The following is a 15643-nucleotide window of genomic DNA, read 5'->3' as shown; positions in this document are numbered from 1 at the left end:
GGATCGCCTCAGGTCCCGCTCGGGCTGACCAGTCCGGTCTCGTAGGCCACGACGACGGCCTGGACGCGGTCGCGCAGGCCGAGCTTGGCCAGGATGCGGGCGACGTGGGTCTTCACGGTCGCCTCGGACAGATGCAGATGCCCGGCCAGCTCGCCGTTGCTCATGCCCTGGGCGAGCAGGCGCAGCACCTCCAGCTCCCGGGGCGTCAGCGCGGAAAGATCGCGGTGAATCGCGGCGGTGTCGGGGCCACGGCCGGCGAACCTTTCCACGAGACGGCGGGTGATGGCGGGCGCGAGCAGAGCGTCGCCGGAGCGCACCATGCGCACCGCGGCCACCAGATGCTCGGGGGTCACGTCCTTGAGCAGGAAGCCGCTGGCACCCGCGGACAGCGCCGCGTAAACGTAGTGGTCGAGATCGAAAGTGGTCAGGATGATGACCCGCGGCTCGCCCGCAGCGCCGGTGAGGATGCGGCGGGTGGCCTCCAGGCCGTCCATCTCCGGCATCCGGATGTCCATGAGCACCACGTCGGGAAGGGTGCGCCGCACCGCCTCCACCGCCTCGGCGCCGTTGGTGGCCTCGCCCACCACGTCTATGCCGTCGGCGGTCAGGATCATCCGGAAGCCGGTGCGCACGAGCGCCTGGTCGTCGGCGACGACGACGCGCAGCGGCTCGCTCACATGGCCTCCAAAGGAATCTGGGCGGTGAGACGGTACCCGCCGGTGACCCGGGGCCTGGTGTGCAGGGTGCCGCCGTAGACGGCAAGGCGTTCCCGCAAACCGATCAGCCCGCGGCGGTTGCCGGCGGCGGCCGCGGCGCCCGGGGTGCCGCCGCTGTCGGTGACCTCCACCCGCAGCTCTTCCGGGCTGTACTCGACAAGCACCCGGGCCGCCGCACCGGCCGCGTGCTTGACCGTGTTGGTCAGCGCCTCCTGCACCACGCGGTAAGCGGTCAGCTCCACCCCCGAGGGCAGCGGCCGCGGCGATCCGGCGATGGTCAGCTCGACCGGGACGCCGGTGTCGCGAACCCGTTGCACCAAGGCATCCAGGCGGTCCAGGCCGGGCTGCGGGGTCAGATCGGCGCCGGCCGCCGGATCGGGGCCATCGCTGTCCATGGTGAGCAGCCCCATCACGTGGCGCAGCTCCGCCATGGCCGCCCGGCCGCCCGCCTCCACGGCGAGCAACGCCTCGCGGGCCTGGCCCGGGGCGGCGTCGAGGACCTTGCGCGCCGCGCCGGCCTGGATCACCATCACGCTGACGTTGTGGGTCACCACGTCGTGCAGCTCGCGAGCGATCCGGGCGCGTTCGTGCTCGGCCGCACGGCGCAGCGCTTCCGCCTGCTCACTTTCCAATGTGGACAGACGAGCCCGGTCCTCGTCGGCGCGCCGTTTCCAGCGCCGCAGGCCATCCGCGACGACCGCGATGGGAATCAAGATCAAGAAGGGAACGGCGTTGTCCGGAACGGTGGGCACCGCATCTTCGCTCAGGCCCGTGTAAAGGATTGCCGCGAAAGGCAGGCTCACCAGAGCGGGTATCCGGAACGGGCTGTAAACGGCGGCGCTGTAGGCAGCGATCACGCAGGCGTAGAAGGACAGCCGCAGCGCGGCGTCGAAGTCGCTGACCAGTGGCGCCAGGATCAGCACGGCCCACAGCATCGTCAGCGGGTAGCGGCGGCGCAACACCAACGGCATCACCACGAGCAACATGACCAGCATCAAAGTGGCCTGGTCCGGCTCATGCGCGTCGAAGGGCTCGGCGCCGGGCAGCGGCACCGCCGGCACTTCAATGTTGGGAAAGTAGGTGGGCCCCCGATATTCGGCATCGCCACCGTCGGCATCCAAGAACGCGGCCAGGCCGAGGCCCAGGGCAAGGAACAGATCGAACAATTGGCCGCGCCGGGTCAGTGGCGGCAGCGGACCGGAGGGGCGCACCAGCTGCCCTGTCCATGCCCGCAGTCGGCCGACCACAGCCACCTTCATCACCGGCCCATTCTGGCCGATGGAAGCGGCCCGCGGCGTCACCCTAGCTGATCAGCGCGGGTACCTCCCAGGACTACATCGCGAGGATGACGCCGGCGGGCTTCATCCACACGCGGTAGAGCAAATGGCTCAACCGGCCGACGTCCGCCGTGCGCTAGTCGACCTAGCGTCTGGTCCGACCGATTCGCCAACGAATCTTCAAGGAGCTTCACATGACCGAGCCCGTGATCGAGTTGCACGAAGTAAGCCGCAGGTACGACGGGGGACCTCCAGCGCTGGACAGCGTGTCACTGCGGATCGCCGCGGGCGAGGCAGTCGCCATCCTCGGGCCGTCCGGCAGCGGCAAGTCCACGCTGCTGAACCTGGTCGCCGGGCTGGATCGGCCGAGCAGCGGCACGGTGTCCGTGGACGGGGTGCGCGTCGACGAGCTCGGCGAGGCCGCCTCGGCACGCTACCGGCGGGCCAAGGTCGGCATGGTGTTCCAGTTCTTCAACCTGCTGGACGACCTGACCGTGGCCGACAACGTCATGCTGCCGGCCCAGCTGGCCGGGATGGCCCGCGACCAGACCCGGCAGCGGGCGGCGGACCTGCTCGGCAAGCTGGGCGTGGCCCAGCATTCGCGCGCTTACCCGGGTCGGCTGTCCGGCGGCGAGCGGCAGCGGGTCGCGGTGGCCCGAGCCCTGATGAACCGCCCGGCGCTGCTGCTGGCCGACGAACCGACCGGGGCCCTGGACACCGCCTCCGGCGAGGACGTCCAGCAACTGATCAAGGACCTGCACGCCGACGGGCAAACCATCGTGCTGGTCACCCACGACCTGGCCCTGGCGCGGGCGTGCGCGACCCGCACCATCCAGCTGGTCGACGGCCGGGTCGCAGCCGACACCGCGATGAATCGGGTGCGCTGATGAGTGCCGTTGGCGGGGTGGTCCGCTCCGGAGTCGGGCGGAGACGGGTGCAGACCGTCGTGGTCGGGCTCGTCGTGATGCTCGCGGTGACCGCGGCGGTGCTGGGCGGCTCGCTCATGGTGGCCTCCAGCGCACCTTTCGACCGGGCCTTCGCGCAGCAGAACGGCGCGCACCTGACCGCCCAGTTCGATGCCGCCAAGGCCACGGCGGCGCAAGTCTCGGCCTCCGCGCAGGCGATCGGCGCGACCGCTTCGGCCGGCCCGTTCGCCACGACCATCATCAGCCCGGACACCGCGCGCAACCGGGATTCGGAGCCGATGACGGTGGTGGGGCGGGCCGATCCGGGCGGGCCGGTGGACGCTGTCTCGCTGATCTCGGGGCGGTGGGTGACCGGTGCGGGCGAGATCGTTTTGTTCAGCGACGGCCGGCTGCCCGAGTTCTTCCAGCCGAAAGTCGGTGACGCGCTTAGCTTGCCCGATCTTCCGGGCAGCCCGACCCTCAAGGTGGTCGGCACCGCGCGCTCGGTCAGCGAGACCGCCGGCGGCTGGGTGATGCCCGACCAGATCAAGGCGCTGACCGCACCGGGAGCCGATAGCGGCTACCAGATGCTCTACCGTCTCGCTTCGGCAGCCACCGCCGAGCAGATCGACGCAGCCCGCACCACGCTGCTCGCGAACGTACCCGCAGAATCCTTGACCGGAACGCGATCCTGGCTGGTCACGAGAACCAACAGCGCCGGGAACACGGTGCTGTACGTGCCGTTCCTCATCGCCTTCGGGGTGCTGGGCGTGCTCATGGCGGTGCTCATCATCAGCAACGTCATAGCCGGCGCGGTGGGGATGGCCACCCGCCGGATCGGCATTCTCAAGGCGCTCGGCTTCACACCGAGCCAGGTGGTGCGGGCCTATCTCGCCCAGGCGCTGATACCCGCCTCGGTCGGGGCGGTGCTCGGGGTGGTGGCGGGCAACGCGCTGACGGTTGGGGTGCTGGCGCAGACCAACCGGCTCTACGGCACGTCCGACACCGGTGTCAGCTGGTGGCTCGACGCCCTCGTGGTCGCCGGGGCGCTGGCGATGGTGGCGATAACCGCATGGGCCGCCGCTTCCCGGGCCGGACGGCTACGCACCGTCGATGCCCTCGCGGTGGGCCGCACCAAGGGTCTGCGGCATGGTCACACCGCGGCTCGGCTGACCGCGCGGCTTCCGCTGCCCCGGCCGGTGAGCCTCGGTCTGGCTCACCCGTTCGCCCGGCCCGCCCGGTCCGCCACCATCATCGCGGCGATCGCTTTCGGCGCCGCCGCCGCGACCTTCGCCGTCGGGCTGGGCAGCACGCTCAACGAGGTCCAGGCGACCGAGAGCCACGGCGACGTGATCATCCATCCCGGCAAGCGCATGTCCGGACCGCCGCCCGCGGGTCTGCCGACCGAGGGTCAGGGACGGGTGGCGGGCGGGCCGCCGTCGCCGCCCGATCCGGTGGCCGTGGTCCGGGCGATCACCGCCCAGGCCGGGACAGCCGGATACAGCGGGGAGGCGGACACGCAGGTCACTGTCGCCGGGCTCACCAACGCCCTGGACGTGCTTGCCTACACCGGGGACAACTCCTCCTACGGCTACCGGATGATTGGCGGGCGCTGGTTCAGCCAGGCCAACGAAATCGTGGTGAGCACGCCGTTTCTGACCGCCACCCGAACCAAGGTCGGCGACTCCGTGGTGCTCACCGACCACGGCGTCGACATCACTGTGCGGATCGTGGGCGAGGTCTTCAACACCGAAGATCGCGGCCTGCAGATTCTCACCGCGGCGACAACGCTCGCCACGGCCGAGCCGGAGTTGCGGGCGATGAGCTACAGCATCGCCCTCAAGCCCGGCACCGACAAGGCCGCCTACGTCAAGTCGCTGAACACCGCACTGGAATCGGTGGAGGCCACCGCGGAGGTCGCCGAGGAGGACACTGCCGAATTCATCATCGTCGTCAACGCGCTGACCACCTTGCTCACGCTGATGCTGGTGGTGGTGGCCGCGCTGGGCGTGCTCAATATGGTGGTGCTGGAAACCCGGGAGCGCGTGCACGATCTCGGTGTGCACAAGGCGCTTGGCATGACTCCACGGCAGACCATCGCGATGGTTATCGCCTCCGTGGTGGTGACCGGGCTGATCGGCGGCGCCATTGGCGCACCGGTGGGCGTATTACTACAAAGGACGATCGCCACCCAAATGGGCAACGTCACGGGATTCACGTTGCCCGCCTCGGTCGTGGACGTCTACCAGCCGATGCAGCTGGTGCTCTTCGGCTTGGGCGGCCTGCTCATCGCCGTGACCGGTTCTCTGTTGCCGGCCGGATGGGCAGCGAAGACCCGTACCGCGACCGCATTGCGCACCGAATAGCACCACACGGCAAGAGAGATCCTGGCGTGGGCGGTAGCATCGTCGGCTATGGCCGATCCCACCCCCCACGCCAGTTTCAGCCCGACCGCCGTCAAGGTTGACCTCGGACGAGCCAGCATCGTTGCGGTGCTGCTGACCATCGTGCTCTTCGGTTTGTTCAGCGCGGGTGGCGTTTATGCGGCCCTGGACACCGAAGAGACGATGGTGACAGTCATCGGGCTTTTCTTCGCCACCATCTTCGGGTTCATCGCGCTGTTCGGCCTGCTTGCTCTCCCCCGGGCGTTCCAGCCACGCGTCTTCGTCTTCGACGCCGACGGAATTCACCACTTTCAGGGGACAGATTGGACGCTCATGCCGTGGCAAGATGTCGCCGCCGTCGGCATCGGCTACGACCAGCCGCCGGAAGCGCCGTCGCTGCCACTGTCCATTGAGGACGCCGTTAAGGGCTTCGTGGTAGATAAGGCGAAAAGCGCCATGAATCTGGACAGCAAGCGCCGCTTCGGATTGGAAATCTATCCGGCCAGCCCGGAGGTCCTTTCCCGGTACCCGATACTGACCCGATATCGCAAACAGCTGCATGTTCCCGCGGCCGGGCTGGCCGCCAACCGCTGGCGCTTCCCGCTGCCGCCGGTGCTGGGCACGGTCTCCAAGGTGGAACGGGCCGTGCAGACCCATCGCAGTGACCTATGGCTCGGCTGGTACGCCCGTCCGTGGAGGCGCGGCTTCCCAATGTGAGCCCGGCACAGGTCCGAACACGACACTAACGTGTGACATTGGGAAGATCGAATATCGACCCTGATCACGCGAAAGGCGACAATGTCGGGATCGCGACTCCGCAGGGATCGTTCTGGGGCTTAACCTCCGCGTAAGACTCAACCTGTCGGAGGTCCCAGATGCCGGTGTCTCTTTCCTATCCGGGTGTGTACGTCGAGGAGATTTCCAGCGGAGTTCGCTCGGTCACCGGCGTGGCCACGTCCATCACCGCATTTGTCGGACGCGCTCGGCGCGGGCCAACCGACGAGGACGGACCGGTGGTCGTCAACAGCTACGCCGACTTCGAGCGGATCTTCGGTGGGCTATGGCTCGACAGCCCCATGACGTTCGCGGTGCGCGACTTTTTCCTCAACGGCGGCGCGCAGGCGCTGATAGTGCGCATCTTCAAACCCACTGGCGAGCCTTCGGGCAAAGCCAAGGTGGGGCTCCCGCTGGAGGGGGCGCCGTCGGAGTTTTACGACCTGACCGCGCGCTACCCGGGCAAGTGGGCCAATTCGCTGCACGCGCGGGTGGATTACAACACCAAGGATCCGCTCGATACCAAGCTGTTCAACCTCTATGTGCGCGAAGGTGAAGACGGCCCGCTGGAGGAGTTCCGCAACGTCTCGGTGGACAAGGCCAGTCCCCGTCGGGTGGACAAGGTTCTCAAAAACGATTCGCTTTTGGTGACCGGCGCCGTGGTGGGCGACGGCCAGAAGCGGCCCGCGCAGGTCGACGCCACCAAGCCGTGGAGCGATGCCGTGGTGCTCAAGGTGAAAACGGCCGATGAGGGCGAGGACGGGGTCGTGCTCAACGACGCCGCCATCACCGGCGTGGCCGATCGCGGGCTCTACGCGCTGGAGAAGGCCGACCTGTTCAACCTGCTGTGCATTCCGCCGCACGCCAGCGACGGCGACACCATCACCGACATCGAGACCACCCTGGTGACCAAAGCCGCCACCTATTGCGAGAAGCGCCGGGCCGTGCTCATCGTGGATCCGCATTGGAAGACCAAGGCGGAGGCCGCCAACACCACCACCGGCGCCCACAACTTCAGCGGCAACACCGGCACCAACAGCCGCAACGCCGCCTTCTACTTCCCCCGGCTGCGCCAGCCGAATCCGTTGCGCTCCAACCAGATGGAGTCGTTCGCCCCGTGCGGCGCGGTGGCCGGAGTGATCGCGCGCACCGACGCTCAGCGCGGCGTGTGGAAGGCCCCGGCCGGGCTTGACGCCTCGCTGGTGGGCGTGCCCGAGCTGGAGGTCAAGCTCACCGATCTGGAAAACGGCGAGCTGAACCCGCTGGGCGTCAACTGTTTGCGGGTCATGCCCGCGGCCGGGGCGGTGGTCTGGGGCGCCCGCACCATGCACGGCAACGACAAGCTGGCCGACGAGTGGAAGTACCTTCCGGTCCGGCGGACAGCGCTTTTCATTGAAGAGAGCCTTTTCCGTGGTACCCAGTGGGTCGTCTTCGAGCCCAACGACGAGCCACTGTGGGCGCAGATCCGGCTCAACGTCGGGGCCTTCATGCACGACCTGTTCCGGCAGGGCGCTTTCCAGGGGCTGACCCCCAAGGAGGCGTACTTCGTGAAGTGCGACAAGGAAACCACCACCCAAACCAACATCAACAACGGTGTGGTCAACATCGTGGTCGGCTTCGCGCCGCTCAAACCGGCCGAGTTCGTGGTGATCAAGCTGCAGCAAATGGCCGGTCAGGTCGCCGTCTAGGAGGAGCAAGCACGATGCCGAAATTCACCGTGAACCCGCAACGCTTCGATCCATACAAGAACTTCAAGTTCCGGGTGCGCTGGGACGGCCGGTACGTGGCCGGGGTAAGCAAGGTCGGCGCGCTCAAGCGCACCACCGAGGTCGTCGAGCACCGCGAAGGCGGCGACCCGTCGACCTCCCACAAGTCGCCTGGGCGCACCAAGTACGAGGCCATCACCATGGAACGCGGGGTCACCCACGACACCGAATTCGAGAAGTGGGCCAACCGGGTGTGGAACTTCGGCTCCGGCCTGGGCATGGAGACCTCGCTGAAGAACTTCCGCAAGGACATCATCATCGAGGTGTACAACGAAGCGGGGCAGCTTGTCCTGGCCTACAAGGTCTACCGCGCCTGGGTGTCGGAATTCCAGGCGCTGCCCGACCTCGACGCCAACGCCAACGCGGTGGCCATCCAGACCATCAAGCTGGAACATGAGGGCTGGGAACGCGACTACGAGGTGGCGGAGCCGGCCGAGCCCAGCTTCACCGAACCGGCCGGCTGAGGCCCGCCGTGACCGCCGTCGCCGCCCAGGATCTGCTGGCGGCCTGGGATCGCCTTGCCCGCAAGCAGGCGCTGCATTGGGACGCCCGCAACGCCGCTCTGCTCGACGCCTTCGCCGTGCCCGCCGCGCGGGACACGGCGGGTGCCAGGCAGGCCGCGTTGCTCCAGCTCTATGCCGCCAGCTTCGGCGAGAAGCTTGACGGCGTGGCCGGGTGCCCCCATTGCGGCACCGAGGTGGAGCTCAACGTGCCGGTGGCGGAGCTGGTCGAGCAGATGCCGCAGCCGCTCGGGCCGGAGCCGCTTGAGATTGACGGCGAGGCGGTCCAGTGGCGGCTTCCCGGCGCGGAGGACTTGGCGGCTTCTGCTCGCTGCGCCGACCCGGCGCAGGGGGCGGTGCTGCTGCTGACCCGCATGGTGGGCAGCGACGGCGCGCAGCTGAGCGAGACGGCGCGCTCGGAGCTGGCGCGCCGGGTGGCGGCCGCGGACCCGTTCGCGGACATCACCTTTGAGCTGACCTGCCCGCAGTGCGCCGCGTCCTGGGAGAGCCCGCTGGACATCGGCGAGTTCGTCTGGGCCGCGCTGCGGTCCACCGCACGGCGGCTGCTGGGCGAGGTGGACGAGCTGGCCCGCGCCTACGGCTGGAGCGAAACGCAGATCCTCGCTCTGTCGCAGGCCAGGCGTGCCTACTATTTGGAGCTGGTGCGCGATGAGTGATCTGTTCACCCGCCTGGTCTCCGGCCCGGTCTCGCGCACCACCCCGATCGTCCGTGGCCCGATGCACACCGAGGCGGCGCCGCTGGAGGAACACGTCGAGGAAACGACGGTGAACCCGCCAGCGCCCGCGTTGTCGCCACCATCGCCCGCCGTGCTGAGTTTCGCAGCGCCCGCTGAGCCGCATGCGCAGACCCACTCCGACCCCGCCCGACCCGCGCCACCTGCCGCCGCCACGATTTCGCCGTCGCCGCAAGCCATCGCGGCGCCGCCGGCTCGCAGCGCGCCGCCATCGGCCGCGCCGGTCGCGGTGCCGCCCGTGCTGCGGCCGGCGGAACGTGAGGTCGTCGTCAAGATGCTGTCCACATTGGACAGCGAGGTGGTCGAGCGGGTCAGGCCGGTCACCCCGATCGAGCACCGACGCGAACCCCGGCCCGCGCCACAGCCGCCGGAACGGCAGACCGTGCAAATATCCATCGGGCGCATCGAAATCCGTGCGCCGCAAGCGCCGAGTGCCGCGCCCGCACCGGTTTTCGAGCCGTCACCGGTCGCTGCGGCCAGCGACGGGGTCAGCCTCTCCGACTACCTGCGCGGAAATGACGGGAGGCCGAGATGAGCACGGCCCTGGCCATCGGCGCGGTGAGCGCGGTGCTGCGCAACGTTCTGGACAACGGCCTGGTCGACGCCGTACCGGCGGTGGGCAGCCCGGTCAAGGTGTCCGCCAAGGCGCCCGATCTGATCAAGCTCGACAACCCCTCCGACGGGCCTCAGCTCAACCTGTTCCTCTACCGGGTGAGCCTGAACCAAGGCTGGCGCAACGCCGATCTGCCCTCCCGCGACAGCGGCGGCCGCCGCACCTCCAGCCCCCCGCTCGCCCTCGACCTGCACTACCTGCTGACCGCCTACGGCAAAGAGGATCTGCAGGCCGAAATGCTGCTGGGCTACGGGATGCAGCTGTTGCACGACCGGCCGTTCCTGGACCGGGCCGCCATCCGCAGCGCGCTGCAATTCGACCCGCTCGACCCGTCGGCGACCGTGCCCACCGCGTTCCAGACCCCGGCCAACGCCGGACTGGCCGATCAGCTGGAGACGTTGAAGATCAGCTGGGAATTGCTTGACCTGGAAGGCATGTCGAAGCTGTGGTCGGCCACCCAGAGCCACTATCGGCCCAGCGCCGCGTTCCAGGTGAGCGTGGTGCTCATCGAGCCGGCCCGGCCCGTGGTCACCCCGCTGCCGGTGCTCACGCGCACCCTGCGGGTGGAGCCGTCCACGCTTTCGCCTTACCCCACCCTGGAATCGGTGAGCGCGCCCGACGGCACCCCGGTGGTGGAGCTGGGCGAGACCGTGACCCTGCACGGCACCCATCTGGCGGGCACCGCGCTGAAGGTTCTTCTGCAACACCGGCTGCTCAAAGTGCCGCACGTCATCACGGTGGGCGCCAACGCCGACGCGACCACGGCGAAGTTCGCGCTGCCCGCCACCGAGCCGGTGAACCAGATCTGGCCCGCCGGGGTGTGGAGCGTCAGCGTGGAGCTGGTCCCGGAAGGGGAATCGGAGCCGCGCACCACGAAGGTGGCCGCTATGATGCTCGCCCCAGTCCCGACCGTGTCCGGCGTGGCGCTGACCCGCGACCCGAACCGGATCCACGCCGTCGTGCCGCTGACCCCCAGCGTGCAACCCGAACAGGCGGCCACCATCGGGCTCAACTCGGCGCAGGGCCCGGTGGCCCCGCACGCGGCGGCGCTGCCCCAGATCGAAGCCGACCTGGCCCCTATTCCGGGCGGCCCAGCCGTGGTGCGGCTGCGCGTCGACGGTGTGGAAAGCCGCATCATCGACACCACCAAGCCCGCACCCGAGTTCCGCGCCGACCGCAAGGTCGTGGTGCCGTCATGACCGAAGCCGAGCAGGAGACCTGGATGGCGCGCAACCAGCGCCTGCTCGTCGCGCAACTGGACCGCCTGCACGCGGTGATCAGCGGGCAGGCGCCCGCGCAGGATGCCGTCGTGCCCCAGCAAACCCGTCTGGCGCAAGTGGTTTCGGTCTTCGGGTTGTCCGGGTTCGAGCGGGACCTGCTGCTGTGGTGTACCGGCGCCGAACTCGACGAAAGGTTCACCCCGCCCACCTTCGCGGCCGCGCTTTCCGTTCTCGGCGGCGGCCACTGGGACGCGATGGCCACCAGCGCACCGCTTCGCCGCTGGCGGCTGGTCGAGCCGGGGGCGGGGGCGGGCCTGATCAGCCGGCCACTGCGAATCGACGAACGGATCCTGCATCACCTCGTCGGCGTGGTATGCCTCGACTCCAGGCTCGACGGCGTGGTCAGGGCCCTGCCCGACATCCCGGGCCGGCTCACCCCGGCCCAGCAGGTGATCGCCGTGGATCTGGCGTCCCGGCTGGGTTCCCGGCCGGAAAAGGTCGTGGCCAGCATCCACGGCGCCGGAGAGCAGACCCGCAACCGGATAGCCAGCCACGCCGCGGCCGCGCTCGACCTGACCCCGCTGCATATTCCGGCCGACCGGATACCGCCGCTGGGCGCGGAGAACGCCCTGCTGGCCCTGCTGGTGGAGCGGGAAGCCGCGCTGCTGGGCGCATTGCCCGTGATCACCGCCGAGCCGGAGACCGCGCCGCGCCCGGTGGCCGCCTTCGTCAGCGAGCTGGGCTGTTCGGTGGTGCTGTCCGGCCTGCCACAGCTGCGGGCCGACCTCACCTGCGCGGTGCCGTCGCCGAGCATCGGCGAGCAACGCCAGCTCTGGGAGCAGCTGCTCGGCCCGGCCGGGGAACTGGACGGGATCACCGCGGCGTTTCGCCTTGAGGTGGAACAGATCGAGGCCATCGCGCTGGACCGGCCCAGCGACCTGCACGACGCCTGCCGGCGCAGCTCCCGGGGCGGGATAGCCGACCTGGCCCAGCTGATCGAACCCGCCGCGGGCTGGGAAGAGGTGGTGCTGCCGGAGTTCGCGACCGAGATGTTGCGGGACATCACCGCTCAGGTAAGGCACCGCACGCAGGTCTATGAGAGCTGGGGCATGGCGGGCTCGTCCGGACGTGGGCTCGGCGTGACCGCGTTGTTCACCGGCGAGTCCGGGACGGGCAAAACCCTTGCGGCTGAAGTGCTCGCGGGCGCGCTTGATCTGGATCTCTACCGGATCGATCTGGCTTCGGTGGTGAGCAAGTACATCGGGGAGACCGAGAAGAACCTCAAGCGGGTCTTCGACGCCGCCGATGCGAGCGGGGCCGTGCTGCTTTTCGACGAGGCCGACGCGATCTTCGGCAAGCGCAGCGAGGTTCGTGACAGCCACGACCGGTACGCCAATCTGGAAGTCTCGTATCTGTTGCAGCGCATGGAAACCTATCGAGGTCTGGCGATCCTCACCACCAACCTGAAGAACTCCCTCGACCGGGCCTTCCTGCGGCGGCTGCGGTTCGTGGTGCCCTTCCCGTTCCCCGACGCGCAGGCACGGGCGCGGATCTGGCGGCTGATGTTCCCGCCCAAGACGCCAACCGCCAATCTCGATTGGGATCGCCTCGCCCGGATGCAGCTGTCCGGCGGGAACATCCGCACGATCGCGCTCGGCGCGGCGTTTCTGGCCGCCGCCGCGGGCGAACCGGTCGGGATGGGTCACGTCCTGACCGCGGCCCGGCGCGAGTACGTGAAGCTGGAGAAGCCGCTGACCGACGCGGAGCTCGGGGGCGGCTATGCGTGACATCTCCATCGCCATCGACGAGATCGTGCTCAACGGGGTGAGCGTGCCCGACGAGGGCGGCTTCCGGGCCAGCCTGATCGCCGAGCTGACGACGCTCGCCCTGGGTCATACCGGCGCCATCTCCGGTGGCGCGGCGCCCGAGCTGCACGGCACGGCACTGTCTGATGTGGACAACTTGGGAGCGCAGGTGGCCCAATCGGTGTGGTCAAGCATGGTCGCGCAGGGTGACCAGAGGGGGACGCCATGAGCGCATTTCCGGGTTCACCCCGGCTGGTCAAGGGCGGCATAGTGCTCGTCGACCCGGGCAGCGGCGCGCTGCTCAAGGTGATCTCGCTGCAGTACAACCCGGACACGCTGACCCGGTCGCTGCAGCTCAAGGCGGCCGGCGGCGACAACGCCGACCGGTCCCAGGCGTTGCGGCTCAAGGGCGCCGCGGTAGAGACCATCAAGCTGGAGGCGACGCTGAACGCCACCGATCAGCTGGAGTTCCCCGACAGCAATAAGGATGCCGTCACCTACGGCATCCACCCGCAGCTGGCCGTGCTGGAGGCGATGGCCTATCCGGCGACGTCGGTGATGCTGGCCAACGACCGGATGGCTCGGTCGGGATCGCTTGAGGTGCTTCCCATCGAGACGCCTCTCGCGCTTTTCGTCTGGTCCAAGAGCCGCATAGTTCCGGTGCGGCTCACCGAGCTGTCCATCACCGAGGAGGCCTTCGACCCACAGCTCAACCCGATCCGGGCCAAGGTGAGCCTCGGGCTGCGGGTGCTCTCGGTCGACGACTTGGGCTTCGGCCACCGCGGCGGGGTGCTGTTCCTCAACTACTTGCAGGCCAAGGAATCGCTGGCGGGTAAGGCGAAGCCGGGCGTGCTGTCCAGTCTCGGATTGGAAGGGCTGAGCGCATGATGGATCCGTTGCAGGCGCTGATCGCCGCGGGCGCCATTCCCGCCAACAGCTTTCCGCCCAACAGCCGGTACGCCAGCACACCCATCCTGGCGCACGATCCCGGCGACGGCCGGGCGGTCATCGCCTACCTGGGCCGGCGGCTGCTGCCGCAGCCGCACCAGCTGGCCCCGCTCGGCGAGCACTCGGTTTCCAGCGGCGACCGGCTCGACACGATAGCCGCGCGTTATCTCGGCGACCCGGAGCTGTGGTGGCGCATAGCCGACGCCAACCTGGCCGCCCATCCCGACGAGCTGACCGACACCATCGGCCGAAGGCTGCACATCGCCGCGCAAGCCGGCATGCCGGGGGTGCAGGATGCTTGACGGCGGAGTGAAGCTGTCCCTCTACATCGGCCCGGTGATCCCGATCCCGGCGCCGAAGGAGGTGATCGATGAGGTCGAGTCGGTGACTGTCCAAACCGGATCCGGCGAGACCCAGGGCGGCTTCGAAATCACCTTCCGGCTCTCGCGCCGCTCAATGCTGCACACCCTGTTCCTGCTGACCGGTGGGGCCACCATCCCGATCGTGCGGGTGGTGATCGTGGCGACCATCCGCGGCCGGTCCGAGGTGCTCATGGATGGGGTGATGACCAACCATGAGGTGCGCGACTCCGGGACAGGTGAGACGAGCCTGGTGGTGAAGGGCAAGGATCTATCGGTCGTCATGGACTACTTCCAGTTCGACGGCATCCCCTATCCGGCCATGCCGCCCGTGCTGCGGGCGCTGGTGATCCTGGCGAAGTACGCCGCCCTCGGCGTCATCCCGATGACCATCCCGAGCGTGGTCGAGGACATCCCCATCCCCATCGAGTCGATCCCCCGGCACCAGGGCACGGACTACGCGTACCTGAAAATGCTCGCCTACGAAGTGGGTTACGTCTTCTACCTCGACCCCGGCCCCATCCCGGGCACGAGCCGTGCCTACTGGGGTCCCGAGATCCGGGTGGGCGCTCCGCAGCCGGCGCTCAATCTCGACCTGGACGCCCCGCACCGCAACGTCGAATCGATGAGCTTCTCCTTCGACAAGGAGCGCAAGGAGCTGCCGATCGTGTGGATCCAGGAACAGTATTCCAAGGCGCCCCTGGGCATCCCGATTCCCGACGTGACGCCGTGGAGCCCGCCGCTGGGCCTCATCCCTCCCCTGCCCACCAAGCTCACCAACCTCAACGAGGAGGCGAAGCTCAAGCCGTGGGTGGCGCTCATGCGCGGCCTGGCCTACGCCTCGCAGCATTCCGACTCGGTCTTCGGCCAGGGCTCGCTGGACGTGGCCCGGTACGGGCACGTGCTCAAATCGCGGGGCCTGGTCGGGGTACGCGGGGCGGGCGAGGCCTTCGACGGCCTTTACTACGTTTCCTCGGTCTCCAGCACGATCAAGCGCGGCGAGTTCAAACAGTCCTTCACGCTGGCCCGAAACGGCTTGCTCTCCACCGTTCCGAAGGTGCCGACATGACGATGACCTCGACCACCAAGAAGTACTACGGCAAATACCGGGCGACGGTGCTCAACAACGTGGATCCGATGCAGATCGGGCGGATCCAGGTGATCGTGCCCGACGTTTCGGCCGTCGTGCCGACCAGCTGGGCCATGCCCTGCCTGCCGATCTCCGGCATCAACAACGGAGTGTTCGCCGTCCCCGCGATCGGGGCCGGGGTGTGGGTGGAGTTCGAGCAGGGCAACCCCGACCATCCGATCTGGGTGGGCGGCTACTGGGGGCTGGCCGCGGAAACGCCGGCGCTGTCGCACGCGGTGCCGCCCGGGGTGCCCGGCATGACGATGCAGACGACGACGCTCAACGCGGTGGTCATCAACGATGCCCCCGGGGTGGGCGGGGTGACCATCTTCTGTCGCGGCATTCCGATGATCGCGGTCACCGACGCCGGGATCAGCATCATGAACGGCAAGGGTGCGGTCATCACGCTGGCCGGTCCGGCCATCAGCATGGTGGGCACCCCGGTGGACATCAATGTCGGCGGATTGACGGTGACGTGAGATGCCTGGATAC

The 15643-nt window shown here is 68.6% G+C and carries 16 protein-coding genes; 14 read left to right on the top strand and 2 right to left on the bottom strand.

From position 1 onward, the window contains the following. Positions 1–8 precede the first annotated feature (8 nt). Entirely contained in the window at positions 9–677 is a 669-nt protein-coding gene (locus Rhe02_RS24510; RefSeq protein ID WP_203910688.1) for a response regulator, read from the bottom strand. Beyond that, positions 674–1975, bottom strand: coding sequence for a sensor histidine kinase (locus tag Rhe02_RS24505; protein WP_203910751.1), 1302 nt, complete (start codon positions 1973–1975; stop codon positions 674–676). The genes Rhe02_RS24510 and Rhe02_RS24505 overlap by 4 nt, the downstream gene beginning before the upstream one ends. A gap of 212 nt (positions 1976–2187) precedes the next feature. Here Rhe02_RS24505 and Rhe02_RS24500 point away from each other — a divergent pair, with 212 nt between their 5' ends. The 14 genes from Rhe02_RS24500 to Rhe02_RS24435 all read left to right on the top strand — a co-directional run bounded on the left by Rhe02_RS24500 (position 2188) and on the right by Rhe02_RS24435 (position 15630). Further along, the gene (locus tag Rhe02_RS24500; RefSeq protein ID WP_203910687.1) at positions 2188–2880 is read left to right on the top strand and encodes an ABC transporter ATP-binding protein; all 693 of its coding nucleotides are present in this window, start codon (positions 2188–2190) and stop codon (positions 2878–2880) included. Then, entirely contained in the window at positions 2880–5264 is a 2385-nt protein-coding gene (locus Rhe02_RS24495) for an ABC transporter permease (protein WP_203910686.1), read from the top strand. The genes Rhe02_RS24500 and Rhe02_RS24495 overlap by 1 nt, the downstream gene beginning before the upstream one ends. Positions 5265–5312: 48 nt before the next feature. Continuing rightward, entirely contained in the window at positions 5313–5999 is a 687-nt protein-coding gene (locus Rhe02_RS24490; RefSeq protein WP_203910685.1) for a hypothetical protein, read from the top strand. Positions 6000–6157: 158 nt separating this feature from the next. Beyond that, positions 6158–7744, top strand: a complete 1587-nt coding sequence (locus Rhe02_RS24485; RefSeq protein WP_203910684.1) for a phage tail sheath family protein — start codon at positions 6158–6160, stop codon at positions 7742–7744. 14 nt (positions 7745–7758) lie between these two features. After that, the gene (locus tag Rhe02_RS24480; RefSeq protein WP_203910683.1) at positions 7759–8286 is read left to right on the top strand and encodes a phage tail protein; all 528 of its coding nucleotides are present in this window, start codon (positions 7759–7761) and stop codon (positions 8284–8286) included. Positions 8287–8294: 8 nt separating this feature from the next. Next, positions 8295–8999 (top strand): T4 family baseplate hub assembly chaperone, encoded by a 705-nt coding sequence (locus Rhe02_RS24475; protein ID WP_203910682.1) that lies wholly within the window; start codon positions 8295–8297, stop codon positions 8997–8999. Further along, the gene (locus tag Rhe02_RS24470; protein ID WP_203910681.1) at positions 8992–9612 is read left to right on the top strand and encodes a hypothetical protein; all 621 of its coding nucleotides are present in this window, start codon (positions 8992–8994) and stop codon (positions 9610–9612) included. The genes Rhe02_RS24475 and Rhe02_RS24470 overlap by 8 nt, the downstream gene beginning before the upstream one ends. Then, a complete protein-coding gene (locus tag Rhe02_RS24465) occupies positions 9609–10889 on the top strand; it encodes a Pvc16 family protein (RefSeq protein ID WP_203910680.1) in 1281 nt (426 codons plus the stop codon). The genes Rhe02_RS24470 and Rhe02_RS24465 overlap by 4 nt, the downstream gene beginning before the upstream one ends. Then, a complete protein-coding gene (locus Rhe02_RS24460; RefSeq protein ID WP_203910679.1) occupies positions 10886–12697 on the top strand; it encodes an ATP-binding protein in 1812 nt (603 codons plus the stop codon). Before Rhe02_RS24465 ends, Rhe02_RS24460 begins: the two co-directional genes overlap by 4 nt. Further along, the gene (locus Rhe02_RS24455) at positions 12690–12944 is read left to right on the top strand and encodes a hypothetical protein (protein WP_203910678.1); all 255 of its coding nucleotides are present in this window, start codon (positions 12690–12692) and stop codon (positions 12942–12944) included. The genes Rhe02_RS24460 and Rhe02_RS24455 overlap by 8 nt, the downstream gene beginning before the upstream one ends. Beyond that, the gene (locus Rhe02_RS24450; protein ID WP_203910677.1) at positions 12941–13603 is read left to right on the top strand and encodes a hypothetical protein; all 663 of its coding nucleotides are present in this window, start codon (positions 12941–12943) and stop codon (positions 13601–13603) included. Before Rhe02_RS24455 ends, Rhe02_RS24450 begins: the two co-directional genes overlap by 4 nt. Beyond that, on the top strand, positions 13600–13965 hold the full coding sequence (locus Rhe02_RS24445; RefSeq protein WP_239124017.1) for a LysM peptidoglycan-binding domain-containing protein: 366 nt from the start codon (positions 13600–13602) through the stop codon (positions 13963–13965). The genes Rhe02_RS24450 and Rhe02_RS24445 overlap by 4 nt, the downstream gene beginning before the upstream one ends. Next, positions 13958–15091, top strand: a complete 1134-nt coding sequence (locus Rhe02_RS24440; protein WP_203910676.1) for a hypothetical protein — start codon at positions 13958–13960, stop codon at positions 15089–15091. Before Rhe02_RS24445 ends, Rhe02_RS24440 begins: the two co-directional genes overlap by 8 nt. After that, positions 15088–15630 (top strand): phage baseplate assembly protein V, encoded by a 543-nt coding sequence (locus Rhe02_RS24435; protein WP_203910675.1) that lies wholly within the window; start codon positions 15088–15090, stop codon positions 15628–15630. Before Rhe02_RS24440 ends, Rhe02_RS24435 begins: the two co-directional genes overlap by 4 nt. Positions 15631–15643 lie beyond the last annotated feature (13 nt).

Source organism: Rhizocola hellebori (assembly GCF_016862955.1).
GTDB lineage: Bacteria > Actinomycetota > Actinomycetes > Mycobacteriales > Micromonosporaceae > Rhizocola > Rhizocola hellebori.
The sequence above is the reverse complement of the archived record's forward strand: the minus strand, read 5'-3'. Positions and strand labels throughout refer to the sequence as shown.